The organism is uncultured Aquimarina sp. (assembly GCF_947496855.1).
GTDB lineage: Bacteria > Bacteroidota > Bacteroidia > Flavobacteriales > Flavobacteriaceae > Aquimarina.
Genome location: NZ_CANMED010000001.1, coordinates 513,747 through 535,166, shown reverse-complemented (window position 1 = coordinate 535,166; position 21,420 = coordinate 513,747). Strand labels below are relative to the sequence as shown.

14 protein-coding genes are annotated in these 21,420 nt (G+C 31.3%); 8 read left to right on the top strand and 6 right to left on the bottom strand.

The window, feature by feature from the left end; translation table 11 throughout:
• The first annotated feature begins 142 nt into the window (after window positions 1-142).
• Window positions 143-1,303 (top strand): iron-containing alcohol dehydrogenase, encoded by a 1,161-nt coding sequence (locus Q0921_RS02370; protein ID WP_299252719.1) that lies wholly within the window; start codon window positions 143-145, stop codon window positions 1,301-1,303.
• Between the two features lie 687 nt (window positions 1,304-1,990).
• A complete protein-coding gene (locus Q0921_RS02365) occupies window positions 1,991-5,050 on the top strand; it encodes a GEVED domain-containing protein (RefSeq protein WP_299252717.1) in 3,060 nt (1,019 codons plus the stop codon).
• Between the two features lie 119 nt (window positions 5,051-5,169).
• Here the strand turns inward: Q0921_RS02365 and Q0921_RS02360 are convergent, their stop codons facing one another.
• Both Q0921_RS02360 and Q0921_RS02355 read right to left on the bottom strand, forming a co-directional pair.
• Entirely contained in the window at window positions 5,170-6,078 is a 909-nt protein-coding gene (locus Q0921_RS02360) for a phospholipase A (protein ID WP_299252715.1), read from the bottom strand.
• Window positions 6,079-6,166: 88 nt separating this feature from the next.
• Window positions 6,167-8,347, bottom strand: coding sequence for a S9 family peptidase (locus tag Q0921_RS02355; protein WP_299252712.1), 2,181 nt, complete (start codon window positions 8,345-8,347; stop codon window positions 6,167-6,169).
• A gap of 379 nt (window positions 8,348-8,726) precedes the next feature.
• On the opposite strand from Q0921_RS02355, the gene Q0921_RS02350 reads away from it, so the two are divergent.
• The gene (locus tag Q0921_RS02350) at window positions 8,727-11,726 is read left to right on the top strand and encodes a carbohydrate-binding protein (RefSeq protein ID WP_299252709.1); all 3,000 of its coding nucleotides are present in this window, start codon (window positions 8,727-8,729) and stop codon (window positions 11,724-11,726) included.
• A 279-nt stretch (window positions 11,727-12,005) separates the two neighbouring features.
• Here Q0921_RS02350 and Q0921_RS02345 read toward each other — a convergent pair whose 3' ends face one another.
• Together Q0921_RS02345 and Q0921_RS02340 are read right to left on the bottom strand one after the other, a co-directional pair.
• Complete coding sequence (locus tag Q0921_RS02345) at window positions 12,006-12,713, bottom strand: LytTR family DNA-binding domain-containing protein (RefSeq protein WP_299252707.1); 708 nt, start codon at window positions 12,711-12,713, stop codon at window positions 12,006-12,008.
• A 3-nt stretch (window positions 12,714-12,716) separates the two neighbouring features.
• Entirely contained in the window at window positions 12,717-13,694 is a 978-nt protein-coding gene (locus tag Q0921_RS02340; protein ID WP_299252705.1) for a sensor histidine kinase, read from the bottom strand.
• Between the two features lie 216 nt (window positions 13,695-13,910).
• On the opposite strand from Q0921_RS02340, the gene Q0921_RS02335 reads away from it, so the two are divergent.
• The 3 genes from Q0921_RS02335 (at window position 13,911) to Q0921_RS02325 (ending at window position 17,790) form a co-directional block, all read left to right on the top strand.
• On the top strand, window positions 13,911-15,224 hold the full coding sequence (locus Q0921_RS02335; RefSeq protein WP_299252703.1) for a serine hydrolase: 1,314 nt from the start codon (window positions 13,911-13,913) through the stop codon (window positions 15,222-15,224).
• A gap of 19 nt (window positions 15,225-15,243) precedes the next feature.
• Window positions 15,244-16,107: an ABC transporter ATP-binding protein gene (locus Q0921_RS02330; RefSeq protein WP_299252700.1), complete on the top strand. Its 864-nt coding sequence runs from the start codon at window positions 15,244-15,246 to the stop codon at window positions 16,105-16,107.
• A gap of 135 nt (window positions 16,108-16,242) precedes the next feature.
• Window positions 16,243-17,790: a hypothetical protein gene (locus tag Q0921_RS02325; protein WP_299252697.1), complete on the top strand. Its 1,548-nt coding sequence runs from the start codon at window positions 16,243-16,245 to the stop codon at window positions 17,788-17,790.
• A gap of 143 nt (window positions 17,791-17,933) precedes the next feature.
• On the opposite strand, the gene Q0921_RS02320 is transcribed toward Q0921_RS02325, so the two are convergent.
• Window positions 17,934-19,616, bottom strand: coding sequence for a serine hydrolase (locus Q0921_RS02320; RefSeq protein ID WP_299252694.1), 1,683 nt, complete (start codon window positions 19,614-19,616; stop codon window positions 17,934-17,936).
• 66 nt (window positions 19,617-19,682) lie between these two features.
• Window positions 19,683-20,018 (bottom strand): DUF6249 domain-containing protein, encoded by a 336-nt coding sequence (locus Q0921_RS02315; RefSeq protein WP_299252691.1) that lies wholly within the window; start codon window positions 20,016-20,018, stop codon window positions 19,683-19,685.
• A 140-nt stretch (window positions 20,019-20,158) separates the two neighbouring features.
• On the opposite strand from Q0921_RS02315, the gene Q0921_RS02310 reads away from it, so the two are divergent.
• Both Q0921_RS02310 and Q0921_RS02305 read left to right on the top strand, forming a co-directional pair.
• Window positions 20,159-20,731: an RNA polymerase sigma factor gene (locus Q0921_RS02310; protein ID WP_299252688.1), complete on the top strand. Its 573-nt coding sequence runs from the start codon at window positions 20,159-20,161 to the stop codon at window positions 20,729-20,731.
• 1 nt (window position 20,732) lies between these two features.
• Window positions 20,733-21,221 (top strand): hypothetical protein, encoded by a 489-nt coding sequence (locus tag Q0921_RS02305; RefSeq protein WP_299252686.1) that lies wholly within the window; start codon window positions 20,733-20,735, stop codon window positions 21,219-21,221.
• Window positions 21,222-21,420 lie beyond the last annotated feature (199 nt).

The window sequence follows — 21,420 nt, the reverse complement described above, 5'->3', positions numbered from 1 at the left end:
AATTACAATGTTATACTTACTTAAAGTCGTAAGATTTTGTTATTTCTTACCATAGATCAACTATTTAATGCATTTTTATTTTGAACTTTGTATTATTAATTTCAAATCAAAGTCTAGTTGACTTAAATAATAATATAAAATCATGAAAAATTTTGAATTATTTGTCCCTACAAAAATGATTTTTGGTAACGGACAAATTGAGAAACTATCCACAGAAGTACCAAAGGATAAAAAGGTTTTATTGCTTTACGGTGGAGGAAGTATCAAGAAAAATGGTGTTTATAATCAGGTAATATCTGCTCTTAAAGATCATAACGTTATAGAATTTTCTGGAATTGAAGCGAATCCTGAATATACTACATTATTAAAGGCATTAGAGGTAATAAAGAAAGAAGATATCGGTTATATGCTGGCTGTTGGAGGAGGATCCGTTATTGATGGAACTAAATTTTTATCTTCGGCAGCACTTTATGAAGGAGATAGTCCGTGGGATATTTTAGAAAAAAGAATTAAAACATTAAAAGGATTGCCTTTTGGTACTGTCCTAACCTTACCCGCTACTGGAAGTGAAATGAATAGTGGTGCTGTAGTAAGTAGATCAGAAACAAATGAAAAAATGGTCATGGGTGGACCTGGATTATTTCCAGAATTTTCAATTTGCGATCCAACAGTTGTTCACAGTATTCCAAAAAGACAGTTGGCTAATGGTATTGCCGATGCTTATACTCACGTATTAGAACAATACATGACATATCCAGCTGATGCTATGCTGCAGGATCGTTTCTCTGAAGGTATTTTACAAACCTTAATAGAAATTGCTCCTACGGTAATTAAAAATCCAAGTGATTACAAAGCCGCATCCAATTTTATGTGGTGTTGTACCATGGCGCTAAATGGTTATATTCAAAAAGGAGTTCCAACCGATTGGAGTGTGCATATGATTGCACATGAATTAACTGCTTTTTACGGAATTGATCATGCACGGACGCTGGCAGTAATTTTACCTAGTGCTTACGCAAAGAAATTTGAACAGAAAAAAGAGAAACTGGCTCAATATGCAGAGCGCATCTTTAATGTTACAGAAGGAACTATCGAGGATAAAGCCAGAGAAGCTATTAAGAGAACTGAAGAATTTTATCAATCCCTGGGTATTGATACCAGATTAAGAGATTATACTGATGACTATGATGGATTTTCAAAGAAAGTAGCAAAAAACCTTACTGATCATGGAATGACTGCCCTAGGGGAACATCAAGACATTACTCCAGACATAGCTGCAGAAATCGTAGAGATGGCTTATTAGAGAATTTTTAATTACGGTTAAAGTATTTGTTTTCAAAACACATAAATTAAATACTTTAACCGTAATTAAATACCTTTTTAAGTGTCTGTGATAATAGCGTAAGTATATACCTAGATTTTGTAGGCTTTAGAAATGAATCTTTATGAGTAACTCTTTCTGAAAAGATATTAATCCTAAAAATAGGTTTATTTAAATCCAGTCCCCTTCTGTTATCATTTTTTATAAAAAATAGAGTTTGTTATTTTTTAAAATAAATATTTAAGACCAAAATTTTTATTTCACTTCTATTCGCTACTTGTATTGTTTTCTTACTTTTTTTATCCAAAAGACATTGACAAGTACATTAAATAAACAATCAAGATCCATAGTTTTATTCTTCTTCTATATAAAATACTTTTTATTAACCTAAATAGTAACTATTTATTAGATAAAATAATTCTTAAAAAGGCTACAAAATTATTTTCTAAACTCGTTCTGATACAAAAAAAACAAACAGCATTAATAAGGTGATTTAAACTATAATATTTGTAAATATTGAGAAAATCACTATCCAACTAGCTCAATAAATGGTTAATGCCCAACCTTAATATGGTCTTCCCTTTCATTCAGAAAAAACTTAAAAAAAATTTAAAATACTGATAGAATTTAAGTTAAATTTAAATCAATTAACCATTTAAATTAACACAAATGAAATTAAAACTCACATTATTAACAGCCTTTCTTGTGGTCTCTTTTATGACTCAAGCACAACAAACTGGAACAAAAGCATTCTATCATGGAAAAGTATCCTCTGTAGAATATGTTTCTTCTTTAGCATCAAGACCTGATGACCTTATTGCTCCTGATAATTCAGTTAAAGAAGCAAAGGATAAAAGATCTTTAGGCAATCAAATTATTTCGGGTAAAGACCCACAAACTGAAAATGATTATTTTTTCAGAAATAAAAACGCAATGGAGCAAAGTGTTCAAAGAGCTCCTGCTAGTTTAGTTTTTGATACCTATTCATCAAATTCTCAACCTACAGATCCTTCTGTGGCTGTAGGTCCTAATCATGTAGTTGTTGTTTACAATACAGGGTTTATGATTTATGATAAATCAGGTAATCAATTAGTTGGTCAAACATCTCCTAACCCAGCAATTTTTCCTTCAGGTGGTTGTTGTGATCTTACTGCATCTTATGACAATGCAGCAGATAGATGGGTGCTTTCGTTTTTAGGGTCAGGTGCTCAGGTTGCAGTTTCCGATGGACCAAATCCTATAACATCTGGATGGTACGTTTACAATATATCTGGAATTCAGGATTATCAAAAACTATCAATCTGGAGTGATGGATACTATATCACAGAAAACACTGGTGGTACTAATAAATTATGGGCACTAGAAAGAGACGCTATGTTAGCTGGAGATCCAAATGCACAAATTCTTGGTTTTAATCTTCCCGGAATAGTGACTAGTGGTTTTTTTAGTCCACAAGCTTTAAATGTTACCAATGGTAATTTACCAGCTCCTGGAGGTGCTACCATTGTATATTTACAAGATAATGCATGGAGTGGAGTTTCTGTAGATCATATTAAAGTATGGACTGCAGATGTAAATTGGAATAATCCTGGTAGTTCTACCGTTTCTGCCCCACAAGAAATTGTCACTACACCTTTTATCAGTGTTTTTGATGGAGGAAGTTTTGTTAATCTATCACAACCAGGAGGAGGTACTTCTATTGATGCATTACAAGCTACTATTATGAATCAAGCACAATTTAGAAAATTTGCAACACATAATTCTGCAGTATTTAATTTTGTAGTAGATGTGGATGCAGGGTCAGGAAAATTAGCAGCTGTACGATGGTATGAATTTCGTCAGAGTGGAGATAATCAACCTTGGTCTTTGTATCAAGAAGGGACTTATACAGCTCCAGATGGTAGACACGCATGGCATGCAAGTTTGGCGATGGATGGACAAGGGAATATAGGAATGGGATATACTTCTATGTCAGGACCTTCTACTCCATCAACTGTAAGGGTGAGTTCTTATTTTACAGGTAGATTAAGTTCTGATCCATTAGGAACAATGACCAGTGCAGAAGAACTTATAGCTAATGGAACAGGTAATATTCCTGGCACACGTTATGGGGATTACAGCAAAATTGATGTGGATCCATCAGATGATTCTTCATTTTGGTTTATTAATGAATATGTTAATGGTAGTAGACGTGGTGTTGTTGGTAAATTCCAAATCGAAGCTGGAGTTCCTGATACAGAAGTTCCTACGGATCCAACAAATTTAACAGCTAGTAATATTACGGCTGGTACTGCCATTCTTAACTGGACTGCCTCTACCGATAATGTAGGCGTAGCTCAATATACTATTTCTATTGATGGTAGTGTTGTAGGAACCTCTGCAACAACAGACTTTAATGTCACAGGTCTTTCTCCATTGACTTCATACACCGCTTCAGTAAGCGCAGAAGACGCTGCTGGTAACGTTTCAGGAAACGCAACCACTACATTTACTACTATAGACGGTAGTACTACTGTTTATTGTGATTCTGCTAGTACCAATGTAAACGACGAATTTATTAGCAATGTTCAATTGAACACGATTAATAACAACTCTGGAGCTCAGTTTTACTCTGATTTTACCGGCATTTCTACTGATTTAAATGAAGGTCAAACATATACAGTTACTGTAACTCCTACTTGGACTGGTACTGTGTATGCAGAAGGTTATGCTGTTTGGATTGATTATAATAATAATGGAGATTTTGATGATGCAGGAGAGCTTGTTTGGTCAAAATCACCCTCTACAGACACTCCTAATAGTGGATCATTTACAGTTCCAAACGGTACTTCTGAAACTTCAGTAAGAATGCGAGTTTCTATGAAGTATAACGCTGTTCCTGCATCTTGTGAGACTTTTACTTATGGCGAAGTAGAAGATTACACTATTAATTTAGGCGCCAATGGAGGTGGCGGCACATCAGGAGAGATTGCTGCATATTATTTTGAAACAGGATTTGAAGGCTGGACTGACGGAGGAAGTGATTGTGCTCGTATCAATAACAATGTACGTGCATTCGAGGGTGATTTCTCAATTAGACTGAGAGACAATAGTGCTTCATCTAATGCTATATCACCAATACTTGATTTAACAGGAAACACACAAGTATCTATCGAATTTCACACCTTTGCTAATGGAATGGAAAATGGAGAAGATTACTTTGTTGAATTCTTTAATGGATCTTCTTATGAAGTTATTGGTCAATATGTAACAGGAACAGATTTTAATAATGGTTCTTTCTTTACTGATACTATCGCACTAGATGCTGGAACTTATGACTTTAATTCAAGTAATAGATTTCGTATACGCTGTGATGCTAGTGTAAATAACGATCAAATTTATTTTGATCAAATAATAATTAGTGGTGATAATGCAAGAAGCACTACTAATCCTGTTAATCCAGGAGATACTGATGAAACTGCAGAAATAATATCATTCACAAGAATAGCAGAAAAAAGTATTCAATTATATCCTATCCCTGCTACTTCAACATTAAATATTGAGCTAAATGAAGGGAAATTTGATGAGATTATTATGATTTCTTCAAATGGTGCTATTGTTAAGAAAATAACTCCAAAAGAATCTTCTTTCGGAGTTGATATTTCTCAATTTGCTGATGGATTGTATTTTGTGAGATTTACTAATTCTGATGGATTAGCAATTACAAAACGATTCCTTGTTAAGAAATAACTAAAAATATTTATTAGTTAATAGAAAAGGCTGTCGATACATTAATCGGCAGCCTTTCATTATTTACTTCAAATTAAAAAAACCTTATATCTTTTTTTAGATAAAGAATGAAATCATGATTATCTCCATTGGAGTAGAGATAAGCCTATTCCAAAAGTCGTTTGGCTATGATTATAATCTATTAAACTTTCTCCATATCCGTGAAAAATTTGTGCGTGAATCTTCAATTGTCCTAAAATTTCGATTGCATAATCTAGTCGTATACTACCTCTATTGTTGTTTCCACCTCGTAATGAGTGTTTTCCCAATATACTTATATCATGCTTTCCTTTAGAAAAAGCCGCTAGAAATTCTGTTCTACCTACATAATTTTCTATTCCTGGATTATTATTTTCTATCGTATCTTCCGGTAATCGCCACCACGGTCTTAACATAAAACTCCAAGAAGGATTCTCCCACCCGAACTGCAAGATAATTCGATTCCAGCTTCTTGATAATGGATTGGATCTTCCATTACTTTGATGATTTATTCCAATACCAGTTAATACTCCTTTTAATCCTAAAATTTTATAAGGAGTAGAGAAAACTAACATTACTTCAGGTTCGTAATTAGTTTCTCTAAATGGTCTGGAAATATTAGTGCTATACAATTGCCATCGTGAAGATTGTGTATACCCTATCCAAAGATCACCTCCTATCTTTTTTCCAAATAAATTCCTAACTGCTCTGGTTTTGAAACTTAATTGAAATTTTAATTCAGTATCAGAAAAATCTGATGACTCTTCTACCGAATTAAGAGGATTGTCACTAGTTGGGAAATTATTAATATCTGTAGTATAATTAGCTATTAGAAAATAAACTGGTTTATAAGGCTCAATTTTAAAACGTTTAATACTATCACCTTTAATTCGCCACCTTTTAGACAAGCTTCCTTTGGGATTTTTAGTAACTACTTGACCATAACTAAAAGAAAACATAAGAACCGATATTGTTATAGTAATTTTTACTTTCCTAAAGTTATTATTCATTAGTTCTAACACTTTTTTCAAATTTATAAAAAAAAGCCAGTAAGCATTGAGATACTTACTGGCTTTTGATCAATATTTTAATAGAGCTCTATTTCTCTATCCCTTCGAGATCTAGCATAAAAGCATACTCTAATGCTACGCTTTTATATCTTTCGAAACGTCCAGAAGCACCTCCATGTCCGGTTTCCATATCACAATCCATAATTAATAGATTATCATCTGTTTTCAGCTCTCTAAGTTTGGCTATCCATTTTGCTGGTTCCCAATACTGCACCTGACTGTCCCAATACCCTGTAGTTATCAGTATGTTAGGATAATCCTTTGCTTCTACATTATCATAAGGAGAATATGATTTCATATAATCATAATACTCTTTATTCTTTGGATTTCCCCATTCATCAAATTCAAATGTTGTTAAAGGTATTGTTTCATCCATCATTGTAGATACTACATCAACAAATGGCACTGCAGCGACTACTCCATTCCAAAGCTCTGGTTTCATATTTAAAATTGCTCCCATAAGCAGACCTCCTGCACTACCACCTAAGGCATACATGTGATCAGAACTTGTATATCCTTCTTTTACTAGATAATCTCCAACATCTATAAAATCAGTAAACGTATTTTTCTTTTTAAGAAGTTTTCCATCTTCATACCAATATCTACCCATTTCCTGACCTCCTCTAATATGCGCCATCGCAAAAACAAAGCCTCGGTCTAACAAACTTAATCTAGTAGAACTAAATCTTGGTTCTGTGCTACTCCCATAAGAACCATATGAATATAATAAAAGTGGCGTACTAGCATTTCTTTTTACCCCTTTCTTGTAAACAAGTGATATCGGAATTTTTACACCATCGACAGCTGTAGCATATAAACGTTCTGACACATAATTATCTTTAGAAAAGTTAGAATCTAATACTTCTTGTTCTTTTAAAACAGTTTGCTCTTTGGTATCCATGTTATAATCAATAACACTATTTGGAGTTGTTAAAGATGTGTAATTATAACGCAAAACATTTGTATCAAAATCCATATTAATACTAGTTCTAGAAAAATATGCAGGATCGTTAAAAGATATGTAATGATCCTCTTTACCATCCCATTTGCGGACTCTTAATGTGCTTAAGCCATTTTTTCGCTCACTTAACACTAAATGATTTTTAAAAGCAGTAAAACCTTGTAGTAAAACATCCTCTCTGTGCGGTATAACATCTACCCAATTTTCTTTGGTTGTTGCTGTTACAGGTGTTTTTACTAATTTAAAATTTTTCGCATTTAGATTCGTATTAATATAAAAATGATCACCAAAATGAGCTACATCGTATTCTAGATCTCGTTCTCTAGGCTGGATTACTTTCCAAGTACCATTAGGAGTATCGGCGTCTAAATATCTATATTCTGTAGATAACGTTTGATAGCTACCACTAATAATGTATTTATCAGATCTAGATTTGTAAACAAACGTACTAAATGTATCATCTTCTTCATTAAAGATTAATTCATCTTGAGACTGATCAGTTCCTAATATATGCTTGTAAATTTTGTTTGCTCTTAACGTAACCGAATCTTTAGAAGTATAAAAAACTGTTTTATTATCATTAGCCCAAGCTACACTACCCGTGGTATTTACTAATTTATCAGAAAGTGTTTCGTTAGTTACCAAGTCTTTAAAATAAATAGTATACCTCCTTCTAGAAACCGTATCAACACCATAAGAAAGCATTTTATTATTAGAGCTAATTGACATTCCTCCTAGAGCAAAATAAGCCAATCCTTCTGCCATTTTAGGGGCGTTTAGCATAATTTCTTCCTTAGTATTATCCTCTATTTTTTTACGACAATACAGCGCATAGTCCATTCCTTTTTCAAATCTAGTGTAGTAGGAATATCCATTATCGTTATATGGTACTGATGAATCATCCTTTTTAATTCGTCCAACGATTTCATCGAATAATGTTTTTTGTAGACTATCCGTATGCTTCATAGCAGCATCCTTATAATCATTTTCTGCATTTAAATAATCCAAAACGTCTTGTGTCTGGACATCTGGAGTGTCTGCATTTTTCTGTTCGTCGCTTAAGCGCATCCAGAAATAATTATCAATACGAGTATCTCCATGCGCTATTAATTTTTCTGCTATTTTCTTAGCAACTGGAGTATCTAATGATTGATGCTCACTTAATTCGGGCTTTTCTTCTGTAGCACTATTACAGCCTATAAAAAGAGCCGGTACAATAAGAAGTAGATTGATGATGTTAGTTTTCATATGTAATAGTATGATTAAATGATAAATGGATATTCAAATTTTTACATAGAATTTGAATAATTAGGATTTAAAAATACTAGTATTCTGCAACAATTAGTAATTAATTTAATTTAAAAAGTAATAAATTTTATTCTTATTCTGGATTTTAGCACAAGAAATGGACGAATTCTATATTATTCTCTACGTATTCTAAAGGTTTAAGTATTCCTTAAAATCATATGCTATTTTTATATATTAAATTGGTTAACCAATTTGATATTTGAAATATAATTCTATTATTTTCATAAAACAGGAAAATGCTGTATAAATTATGTTAAAAATGATAGTAATAGATAATGAAAAAAACTAACAAAAACAAAACACAAACCATACCATCAAAATGAAAACTTCTAACTTTAAATTCTCCATCATCCTTGGAATATTCCTATTACTTAGCAATACTTCTAAGGCACAAATTCTTGTATCTCACGATTTTGATGATGGTAATCTCGGTCCATTTAATGTATGCACAACTCAAAATCCTAATTATTCCAAAGTAGTTAATGAACGTCTAAAAACCTGGTGGACATCAGAAGGCTACAATGGAACGAGAATGGACAAAGGAGCAGAAGCTTGCGGAGATCAATGGACAACCTATAAAGAAGGTTGGTATGGCATGAATTTAGAGTTAGGCTCTGATTATCCAAAAAACAAAAAAGCAGGTATTGCTCAGATTTTTGGATTTATTCCAGGTTTCTGGTCTTGGGAATCAATGCTACAGGTTGAAAATGGAGATTTAACAATTATTCATAGATCTAATGGCGGAAGTAGTAGTAATGTTGAAGAAGTAGTATACGCCAACTTTCCATATAAAACAGAAGTTCCAATTATTATTCATTTTATTTTATCCAATCAAAATAAAGGTGAATTTGAGATTTGGGTTAATGGAGTAAGCGAGTACAAGAAAACGAATATAAATTTTGGATTTGGAAATTTTGACAGTAACGATACAAAAATAGGAAATGCAGATCAAGATTTCGGATCTGAAAGTGCAGGCTCATTAACAGTTCTAAAAATGGGTCAGTATAATTTTCAAGATTCTGAATATGAAACTAATGAAACAAGAACCGTATATTATGATAATGTTTCTTGGTATAATGGTCCTAACGGATATGATATTGTTAATCCCAGTGAAGATATTGTGGATGTTTGTGAAAGTCACGATGCTTTTTCACAAATAGAAGCTGAAGATTTTTGTGAGCAATCTGGCATACAAACAGGAGCTACTAATTCTTTTGTAGGATGGGTAAATAATGGCGATTGGGTACATTATGAAAATGTTGATTTTGGATCTGGAGCAAATTCCATAGAAATATCTGCTTCAAGTGGTACTTCTGGAGGAGTTATTGAAATAAGGCAAGGAAGTATTTCAGGAACGCTATTGGGGACAGTAGAAGTTACCAATACAGGTTCTTTTACCTCATGGAAAACCCTTACAGCAAGTATATCTGAAGTAAGTGATGAGCAAGATATCTATTTTGTATTTACTGGTGGAAATGGTTATTTATTAGATATTGATTGGTTTCAGTTTTCCAAAGATACTACAACAAACCTTTGCAATTCACCATTGACAGATGTTACGCCTCCTACTAACCTATCTTCTGGTATTAGTTATATGTATTATGAAGGTAGTTGGAATTCACTTCCTAATTTTAACTCACTGTCACCAATATCAACTGGGACTGCTTCTGCAATTGATCTTAGTAACACCAGAAGTCAAGATAATTTCGGATTAACCTTTGATGGTTATATAAATATCCCAAGTAATGGTAGTTATACGTTTTACACAACTTCTGATGATGGATCTTCCCTTTGGATTGATGGAATTAAAGTAGTAGACAATGATGGATTACATGGTGCACGTGAAGAATCTGGAGCAGTTTGTTTAGAAGTCGGATATCACCAGATAGCGGTTCAATTTTTTGAAAAAACTGGCGGCAATGTATTGTCTGTAGCATATGAAGGACCAAGTATTTCTAAACAAAATGTGCCTACTTATTATGCAGCTACAAATAATACAATCACTATCCAAGAAGATGAAACAGGACTCTGTTCTTTTGAAGGAACTATTGATAACAATCATGCAGGACATACGGGAACAGGTTTTATTAATACGGCTAATGTATCTGGTAACGGCATAGATTGGAAGCTAAATGGATCAGCTGGATCATATACCATTACTTGGAGATATGCTAGTAGCAGTAACAGATCAGCAAATCTAATTGTGGATGGATCCACTGTAGCGAGTAACATTGCTTTTAATACTACAGGAAGTTGGACTACCTGGGATACTGAATCAGTAACAGTGAATCTTTCTGATGGAGTAAAAGACTTGCGTCTTGAAGCTACTAATAGCTCAGGACTTGGAAATATTGATTATATGCAAGTTACAGGGTCGAATGTTTCAGCATTGGCTTGCACGGTTATTGGTGAGGATTGTTCTGATTTCTTTGGCGGGCTTTCGATTACACAGGTTAATCCCGATTGTAGCAATAATAGTGGTCAAATTACTGTAAGATTTGAAGATTCGGATGTGTATACACAAATTCAATTGAGCATTGATGGAGGAAACTCCTACCCTATTACGGTTAATGATAATGTTGGCTCTTATAGTTTTACTGGGTTAAGTAACGCAGAATATCAAGTAGCTGCTAGATATGCAGGTGGAGATTGCGAATACAATGTGGCCCACCTCATTCTAATTCAGGATTGTGGAGATATTCCTTTAAATCCTGGAGGAGTTTCTTGGCATGATAGTTATGAAGCAAATGGATTTTGTTGGTGTAGTACAAATTTTGATCACAATTTAGGGAGTAAAAAAGTAATTGTTAATGGAACTCAATACAGCGTAGTTGATATTTGTGATGAATTAGAAAAGCACCCATCATTTAGATCAAGAAATAATGAAGACAATATATATAATGATGTTCAATGTGGTAATGGGCCGATAAATGACTCGGATGATGAACCATTGTGTCCCGGTAGAGTTGATATGGGTGTTGAAGGATGTTTATTGAGAGGTGTACATTGGGATATGGAATGGCTTGCTAGTAGAGATCGTTTCAAAACAAATAATAAATTTCCTGAAGATATAACAAAAGAAGCTCCTTCAATATATCCTAATCCTTTAAAAAACAATAACTTACTAAACATAACTGTTTCAGGTTTAGGTTCGGCTCGAGTGGAAGTATACAATTTAGCTGGTTTACGAATACATTCAGAAAACATTAATGGGAAATCAGTAGCTTTAGATTTACAACAATTGAATACCGGTGTTTATATTGTCAAAATCCTTGACAATAAACAATCATATTTTAACAAAATAAGTATTCAAAAATAATTGTTTTGTATGTGACGTTTTAAAACAAACAACTTAATTATTAAGATCAAATTGAAGTTATACTTGATATAAACTAGATTAAATTAAATATTTTTCTATATAAGAAATTATCAAAACAAGGAAGCCTTTCTAAAATGAAAGGCTTCCTTGTTAATCATTGAATACAATAATCAATTAACATCTATATTCCGACTCATACCATACCAATCGGAACAATGTATAAAACCAATGTTACTCAATTATTCAAATAAATAATCATACAAATTATAATATAACTCCTTAAACATTGTCTATTTTATTCAAAACCAATTTTCTGTAAGACTTACTTATTGGTAATTTACTATCATTTTTTAATACCATCTGATTACCATCGATTAATTTCAATTTATTAAAGTTTACAATAAATGACTTATGTATTCTGATAAAATCATTTGATAATTTTTCTGCAAAATCTGATAATGTTGTGGGTGTTAGAATCATTTGATCCGTATAAATTTTAATGTAATTTCCATACGCTTCTACATAATTAATAGAATCTAAATCTAGCTTAATAATTTTTTTATCACTCTTTACATATATCGATTTAATAGTATCTTCTTTCTCAACAATCACATTATTGGTATTATTATTTAGTCTTTGTTGTACCTTAATAACAGCCTGTATAAATCGTTCTAAAGAAAAAGGTTTGAGTAAATAATCTGCTACAGACAATTCAAACCCTTCTACTGCATATTCTGGATATGCAGTAGTAATAATAACTTGAGGTTTTTGCTGCATTGTCTTTAATAAACTGATACCAGACAATTTAGGCATATTGATATCTAGAAATAATAAATCCACATTGTTTTCTTGTAAAAACGTCATCACTTCAAAAGCATTTTTACAAGCAGAAACTACTTCTAAATAAGGTATTTCTTTAATATAATTCTCAATGATTTGGCGAGCTATTGGCTCATCATCCGCTATCAAACATTGTAATACTTTCACAGGTTAAAAATTAAGAGTTAATTCTACTTGATAGGAATCTTCTTGTTGTTCTATCTGTAATTCATGTTTATCAGGATACATCAAATCTAAACGTTTTCTAGCATTTTGTAAACCAATACCACTTTTTCCTTTTTCGAGACCATTATCCTTTAAATCCAAAGAATCAGTGGTGTTAACACACTGAAAAATAAGTAAACTCTCTCTTACTTCTATGTCAACTAATACTTTACTTTTTACACCTTCTAGAACTCCTAAATGTTTAAACGCGTTTTCCACAAAAACAATCAGTAACATTGGTGCTATAGCAGTACTGGATATAGTACCACTTATATTAAACTGAATATCTGCTTTATCTTCTAAACGTATTTTCTCTAGAGAAATATAGTTTTCGAGATATTTGATTTCCTTTTCTAAAAGAACAAACATTTCTTTCGTTTCATATAAACTATATCGCAATAAATCAGAAAGTTTCAACATTAGATTCGGTAATTTTTCGGATTTCACTACGGATAATCCATATAAATTATTCAAAGTATTAAACAAAAAGTGTGGATTCAATTGCGCTTTCAGAAGTTTTAACTCCGCTTCTCTTTCTTCCTGACGACGAAAAAAACTATCTCTGGCAAGCTTTAACGCAGTTCCAAAAAGTATGACCAATAAAATAGCTCCAAAAACATTTAAAAGCATTTTCCATTGAAAATTACCAAAGAAATTACTTAATAAGAATACACCCAAAAATGTAAAAAATAAAATATTTACAAAGAACAAAATTCCTCCTAGCAACTTACGACTGTTTAAGAATAAGGGAAGTATTTTTAAATTACTTATATAAACCGGTGGCATAATAAATACGATAAAAGCCAAAGATGCAATGAACCTGTTCTCTGCTTGAATGACCATCATAAAAATAAGCATCAAAAATAACCATACCGTTATATTTTGCAAAAGCTTGTTATCAATCCAAGTGTCTAATTTTGACATGTTATCAGGTTAAAAATTCTTGTCAAAAATAGGTTTTGATATTTTAAATAACACTTTTTAATGATATAAGTCACCTATTATGGTCTGTGTGACCTCTTTTTCGTGTTAAGATGATTCTTATACTAATATCATTCTATTACCTCCTCTTATCATTCTTTTTTTATTCTAAACTTAAATTAAATGAGTTTTGATCTAACAAATTATAAAAACAGACTTATGAAAACTTTACAAAAATTAACAGTACTATTAGTATTCTTCCTTATAAAGTATATGGGATATGGCCAAACAAATGATTTAGATATTATTTCTAAAAAATATGATTCGGGATTAAAAGAACAAAATAAAGGAGTAGCTATTCTAATCAAAAAAGATAATGAAATAAAGACAATGAGTCTAGGTAATTTTAATCTAACAGAACGCAGCGTTTTTAATATTGGTAGTGCCACAAAAACGTTTACTGCAATACTAATATTGCAGGAGGTTGAAAAAGGAAACCTAAAACTAACCGACAGTATTGGTACATATTTAACGCCAATACACAATGTAGATGGATTTTTGACTATAGAAGCTTTACTAACACACGAAAGTGGCTTAGATGAAGTCATAGGAAAAAACATTCAAGATATATTTTATGCTAAAAACGATTCACTTTACAATACTGCTTTATTACACCAAGTAGAAAAATCAAATCCTAAAATGATTGGTAAGTTCGATTATTGCAATACCAACTATTTTCTTCTGGGAAAAATTATCGAAAAAATCACAGATCAAAGTTATTTTGATTTGTTGCGAGAACGTATTCTTATTCCTTTAGAAATGAAAAACACATATCCTTATGTACATAAAAATATCCCAAATTTAGCAATACCCTATCATAATGGAGAAGATGTAACTGATTATCTAGACTATCGCTATTTTGCAAACATTGCTTATGCAGCTGGTAGCATCGCATCCACTCTAACAGATATGGAAATATTCTATCGATCCTTATTTGAAACAGAACAATTACTTGAAAAAAAGACGGTAAAAATGATGATGGAGTCTGGAAACGAATATTATGGCTACGGGTTGTTTAAATCTAATCAGGAAGGTGTTAATTATTACGGACATGGCGGAAATAATATTGGGTACGCATTTAGGAACCAATATAACCCAATGACCAAAAATTTATACCTAATCTTTACGAACACAAAATCAATTCCATCAAAAAAATCTATTAACAATGATCTACTAGGATATATAAACAATAAACCCGTAGAAAGTTTTAAAACTATTGATTTAAAGAATTTCAAAAAATATACCGGAACTTATTTACTTAAAGAGGCTAATCTAACACTAGAAATAATTCTAGAGAATAATAAAATGTACTTGGTTTCTGAAGCACAAGGTGTTAAAAGTGAACTTATCCAAAAGGATGATAAATCACTTTATGACACTACAGTCGGAGTCGTTTTAACACAAATTGAAGAGGACACTAATAGTTTATCATTTAGCCAAAATGGTTTTGTAACAACAATTAGCAAAAAATAAGTAAATAAAATCGATAATTATGACACTTGAAATTCAAAACATATCAAAAAAATATAATAGAAATAAATACGGATTAAAAGATTTTTCTATAACAATAGAGAAAGGAATATTAGGGTTATTAGGTCCTAATGGAGCAGGAAAATCTACGCTTTTGAAAATGATAGCAACTGTAAGTAAGCCTACAAAAGGTGTTATTATTTTGAATAAAAATAACATTGTAAAAGATGCTAATTATATGCGAAAACAACTAGGTTTTCTTCCTCAAGACTTTGGAGTATATCCTAATCTTAACGCTTTCGAGTTTTTAGAATATATAGCAGCGATGAAAGGTATTGGAGGATCCAATCTTAAATCAAAAATAGAGCAGTTACTTGATGGGCTTAATTTACTAGACGCAGCAAGAAAACCTATTGGTAGTTACTCTGGAGGGATGAAACAACGTGTGGGAATTGCACAAGCACTTCTTAATGATCCCAAAATTGTAATTTTTGATGAACCAACAGTTGGGCTTGACCCAGAAGAACGAGTTCGTTTTAGAAATCTTATTTCGGATTTAGCGCAGGACTGTATTGTGATTTTGTCATCTCATATTGTATCCGATATCGATACCATAGCGGATCAAGTGGCTGTGATGAAAAATGGTTCTTTACTCTCCTATGGCAATCAAGAAAAATTGATAAAACATGTTGATCAAAAGGTTTTTAGTATCATTATAAATAAAGAACAACTTGGAGGTTTTAAAAACAATCAAATTGTAGTAAGTACTTCTCGAAAAGAAGGAATGTTGGATGTTAGATACATTTCAGAAACTCCAGTAGAACATTCTATTCCCCAGCAAGCAAATCTAGAAGATGCTTATTTATTCTTAACGAAAAGAAATTAAAACAATGAAAAAGTCAATAAACAAAAAGACAATTGCAGGAATATCTTTTGCAACTATAATATTTCTAATCACCGTTCTGGTTTTCTTTAAAAAGGCACATATCGGAGTCTATTATGCTTACTAAAAATCTGTATTATGAAAACATTCATGTCAATTATAAAATTCGATTACCTGCAGCGAACCAGAAGTTACAGCTTCTTAATCACACTATGTATAAGTTTAGCTGTAGCCTATACATTCGTTCCAGAACCTAATTCTTCATATTCAACAATAAGAATTTCTGATTATGTCGGATATTACAATGCTGCCTGGTTTGGTTATGTAACCGCAATTATGACCAGTGTGTTTTTATCACTGGTTGGTTTTTATCTAGTTAATAGCGGAATTAAAACTGATCAAGTAACTAAGATTGGACAAATTACTTCAGCGACTCCTGCATCTAACTTTAAATATTTATTCTCAAAGGTATTTAGCAATTTTTTAGTATTGTCAACTATAGTATTCATTGTTTTTGTGATGAGTATACTTCTTTTCTTTCTATATAATGATGGATTTCCTTTCGAACTATCCCAATTTATAATTCCATATGTATTGATTCCGATTCCGGCTATGTTTTTTATTGCCGTATTGGCGGTGGTTTGCGAAGTTCTTTTCAAAAAATATTCAGTTATTCAAAATATAAGTTTTTTCTTTTTATTTTCTGCAATGGTATTTTCTACTTCTCCAACTGAAAATCAATTTGTATTGGATCCTTTTGGAACTAAAATAGTAATACATCAAATGGAAGAAAGTGTTAAAGATATTTTACAAGTAGATGAGCAGACTAGTTTATCAATAGGCTATGTTTTGGGAAATGTTGAGAAACCAAAGAAATTCGAATTCAATGGAATGTCTTTTCCTATATCCTTTTTACTAAGTAGAATAGCTTGGATGTTACTTAGTACGATATTAATTATCGTTATATCTCCATTTTTTCATCGATTTAACACAAAAGACAGACTTAAGATTATCGGTACAACTCCCAAATTATTTCATAAGAGGGAAGTTAAAGAAATTGTTCTTTCTAACTTACATAAATCAGAAATTGATTACGGAATATTTTCTTTAGTAAAAACTGAGTTAGTATTACTTTTTAGAAAAGGAAAAAGATGGTTATGGATTATAAACCTTATAGGTATGGTTTTATTAGCAATCATTCCTATTGAAATTGCTTATCCATTAATCCTACCTGTATTATGGTTTTTACAAGTGCATAGACTTTCAGAGATATCCTCTAAAGAAATCTATCATAATGTTCATTATTTTGCATTTAGTTCACATAAACCATTAGGCAGATTATTAACCTCACAATTAATTGCTGGGATAACCATGATACTATTTTTAGCATCTCCTCTATTAATTAGATCGATAATACTAAAGGATTTTTCATCGGTAGGCTTTATTATAATGGGATCTGCTTTTATTGTTTTACTAGCTTCTGCATTAGGCATACTCACTAAAGGAAAGAAACTATTCGAGATATTGTTTTTTATAATTACATATGCTAATATCAATAAAATACCATTAGCAGACTATTTCGGTGGACTTGCTCATAGTTCTGATTATATAGTATCACTAATAATAGGAACCATAGCTTTAGGAATTATTGGTTTCTTAACGAGGAGGTATCAGTTGAGAAAATAAAAATATCTTATACACTTTGAATTCGTTGCAATAAAGATTGTTTCGTTACAAACTCAAAGTGTATAAGTTATGAACACCCTCTGTTGGTTATAGAAAAACTTCACTAATAAAAGAGGTATTTTTATGCTTCATTCCAAATGATATCAAATCCTCTTTTCAAACCAAAGATTCTTTACTCTTTCTGAAGAAACTTTAAACCCAGTAACATTATCTTTATTAATTATAAAATCCAATATACCAAAGAACCAGGTGTTTCCTGTAAACTTAGTAGGTTCTAGTGCTGTTAATTTAGTAGTATCTTGTCGCTGATGACCGGCAATTAATTGACCATCTTGTATCGATAACTCATAGTATGTGTTTAATTCTTTACTGTAATAAACACCAGCGTACTTTTCCAAGATAGATTTATCAATATCATACGTTATTCTTTTGGCAGAATTAACAGTTCCATTATGATCGAAACTTAATGTATTTACAAGCCCATCCTTATTTTTTATAAATGTAATTATCGCATCTATTCTTCTAATCCTAAATTGAGTTTCACTAAGTGTCTCTAAAGGTAGCGTTCCTTGCCCAGTAGCTGTAATAAAAAGACTTCCCTCCTTCTCATTAAATTCTAACACAAACCCTGGTTGCAATTGAAACTTCCCCTCATACTTTATTAACATTTCTTCTGTAATAGATAAATTAGATAGTATTTTTGGATTTGGTTCGTTTTTTAAAGATTTCACGTCATTACCTAAATATAAATCTGCAATGCGATATGCTTTTTCTTCTGCATTTAGGGAACCATTATTTGTTAATACAATGATGGATAGTTTCTCCTCAGGAAAGCGTAAAATCTGACTTTTATACCCTGCATCCGAACCTCCATGACTAATAACTTTGCGATTTTTATATGAATGTACTACCTGACCTAAAGCGTATGATAATGTATTGCCATTTTTCAATATAGCTGGTGTTATTAATCGAGCAACCATCTTTTTATTACCCACTTTTGGATTTTCAAAATTATTTAACCATTTACTTAAATCCTCTGTGGATGTTCTGATACCTGTAGGGCCTACAATATCTTTTGAATTTCTAATAGCTACTTTGTATGATTTACCGTCAAAATAGTATGGATATGATAAATTGTTAATGATCTTACTATTGTCTTCAAATACCACTGTATTTTTCATTTCTAAAGGAATAAAAATATGATCTCTTAGATATACATGAAATGGTTTTCCTGAAACCCTTGCTATAATTTCTGCCAGTAATATATATCCAGAGTTATTATACAAAAAATCTGTCTCAGGTGGAAAATTCAGCTCCTTTTGTTGAGTAAATAATTTAAAAACATCTTTTTTAGTGATAACATCTTCTATATTCCACCCTGCCATTCCTAATAAGTAAATTACACCTCGTATTCCGTGAGTGTGTTGTGCTAGATTTTTTACCTTTATTTTATGTCCAAAATCGGGAAGTTCAGGGATGTATTTTCGAATATCATCTTCCAAGGATAACTTCCCTTCTTCTTCTAGTAATAATGCTGCAAATGCAGTAAACTGCTTAGAATTAGATGCTATATTAAAAAGACTAGAGGTTGTATTAGGAATATTATTTTCGATATTCCCTAAGCCATATGCTTTTTTAAAAATAATAATCCCATTTTTGATAACTGCGATAGAAGCTCCAGGGGTTTTACCTTGGTTCCAGGTATTAAACAACGTATCTATTTTTTTAACTTGTACTGTAGAGTTTTGAGATTGCAACACACTGATTGAAAGCATATAAATACATACTGAAATTATTTTTATAACTGCTCGTTTTGATTGTATCATAATTGATTAAAGTTGATTGATGAAATGATTTTTAGGTTATAAACGCTAAATAGTAATAAGTTAATTTTAAGTATTGATTTTATTTTTTTCCATTTTATAGTTAATAATAATGCTGATTCCTCCAAATAAAAGTGTCATAGAAAAATAAAATACAGGATGATCTTTTTCTAGCATGAATAAATTTACACCGTATGCTACTAAAATTCCTATAGCGATACCTATAAGAAACATTCCATATTTTAATGATTGCGCTAAATCTCTTTTTTTATTTGCTAATTGAGAAGCATTCACTCCATATTTAATCATAGCAATACGTTCCCTATGTCTGGAGGTAACATATGTGTAAATGATTCCAAACACAGAAACTAAAAATGAAATAGGTACTAAAATATTTCCATCCATATTGTTAAGTTTTTAATTGTTATCTAATAAGATGCACTTTTTAGATGTGTGGTTACACATTGTAGATAATGATTGATTAATATTTAATTAAAATAAAATTAAGTGTAACCAAAAGACATAAAATAGCATCCTAAGTATGGATGAACTTAGAAGAAGACTTCATATATATCGAAAAAATACAACAAGGTGATCTTGAAGCTTTATCATATATTATAGATAAGTACAAAGATATGGTGTATAACATTGCTTTAAAAATTGTAAAAAACAGCATAGAAGCAGAAGATATAGCTCAGGAAAGTTTTATAAAAGTATATCAACAAATACACTCTTTTAAGAAAAAATCTAAATTTTCTACCTGGTTGTACACTATTACCTATAGGACTGCTTTATATGATCTTCGAAAAAACAAAATCAATACACAAACACTCATTAATGAGGATCATGAGAAATTAAAGTCCCCAGCTATCTCTCAAGAAGAAAGTCTTCAAAATAAAGATAAACAGTATTTTGTAAAATTAGCTATCGATTCATTATCAAGTACCGAAGGGCTTTTAATTACCTTATTCTATATTGATGAAAACAGCATTGAAGAAATACAGATCATTACTGGTTTATCTAAAGCGAATATTAAAATTAAACTATTTAGAGCTAGAAAAAAGTTAAGAAAAAAATTGAATGGCTTGTTGAAAGATGAATTAAAAAATATTCTATAAAATGAATAAAAAAGATAAACTTCTCATAAAGTGGATTAAAAATCAGCAATTAGAATCTCCTAATGTTGATTTTACTGAAGATTTTTTGGAAATACTACAAGAAAATGAAACTTCTTTAAAAACGGAAAATGCTATTGTAAATAAAACCCTAGATCACAGCACTTTAGACCCTATTAATAAAGATTTCACAAAACGAATTGTTTCCTTGATAGAAAAGAATGAAGAAAATCAAGTAATAGAACCCTTGATTTCCAAGAAAGTTCTAGGTGCTATCATTTCGAGTAGTATTCTTCTTTCTTTGTTCTTCGAAATTTATAATAATTCAGAACAAATAGAGGTAAGTAGTGTGTCTTTAGACATTATATATATTATGTCTAAATTTATGCAAAAAACACCTATTATATTAATATATAGTATGGCTAGTGCAGTACTTATTTTAACAATAGAAAAAATACTTCAAACCCTAAATAACGAATTATCGAAAAATTAAATTCTTACAAAGTAATACGTAATAGATGATATATCGTTTAATAGAATTACAAGATTAAGTAATGTATTAAAAGCTTTAAGCAAAGTAAAGTATCAATTTATTATTTCAAATTTGAATTCAGCCATATCATAAAGTTTATTTAAAACTGTAATATCCGATACCCACCATTATATATGGTGGGTATTATTTTATATATTTA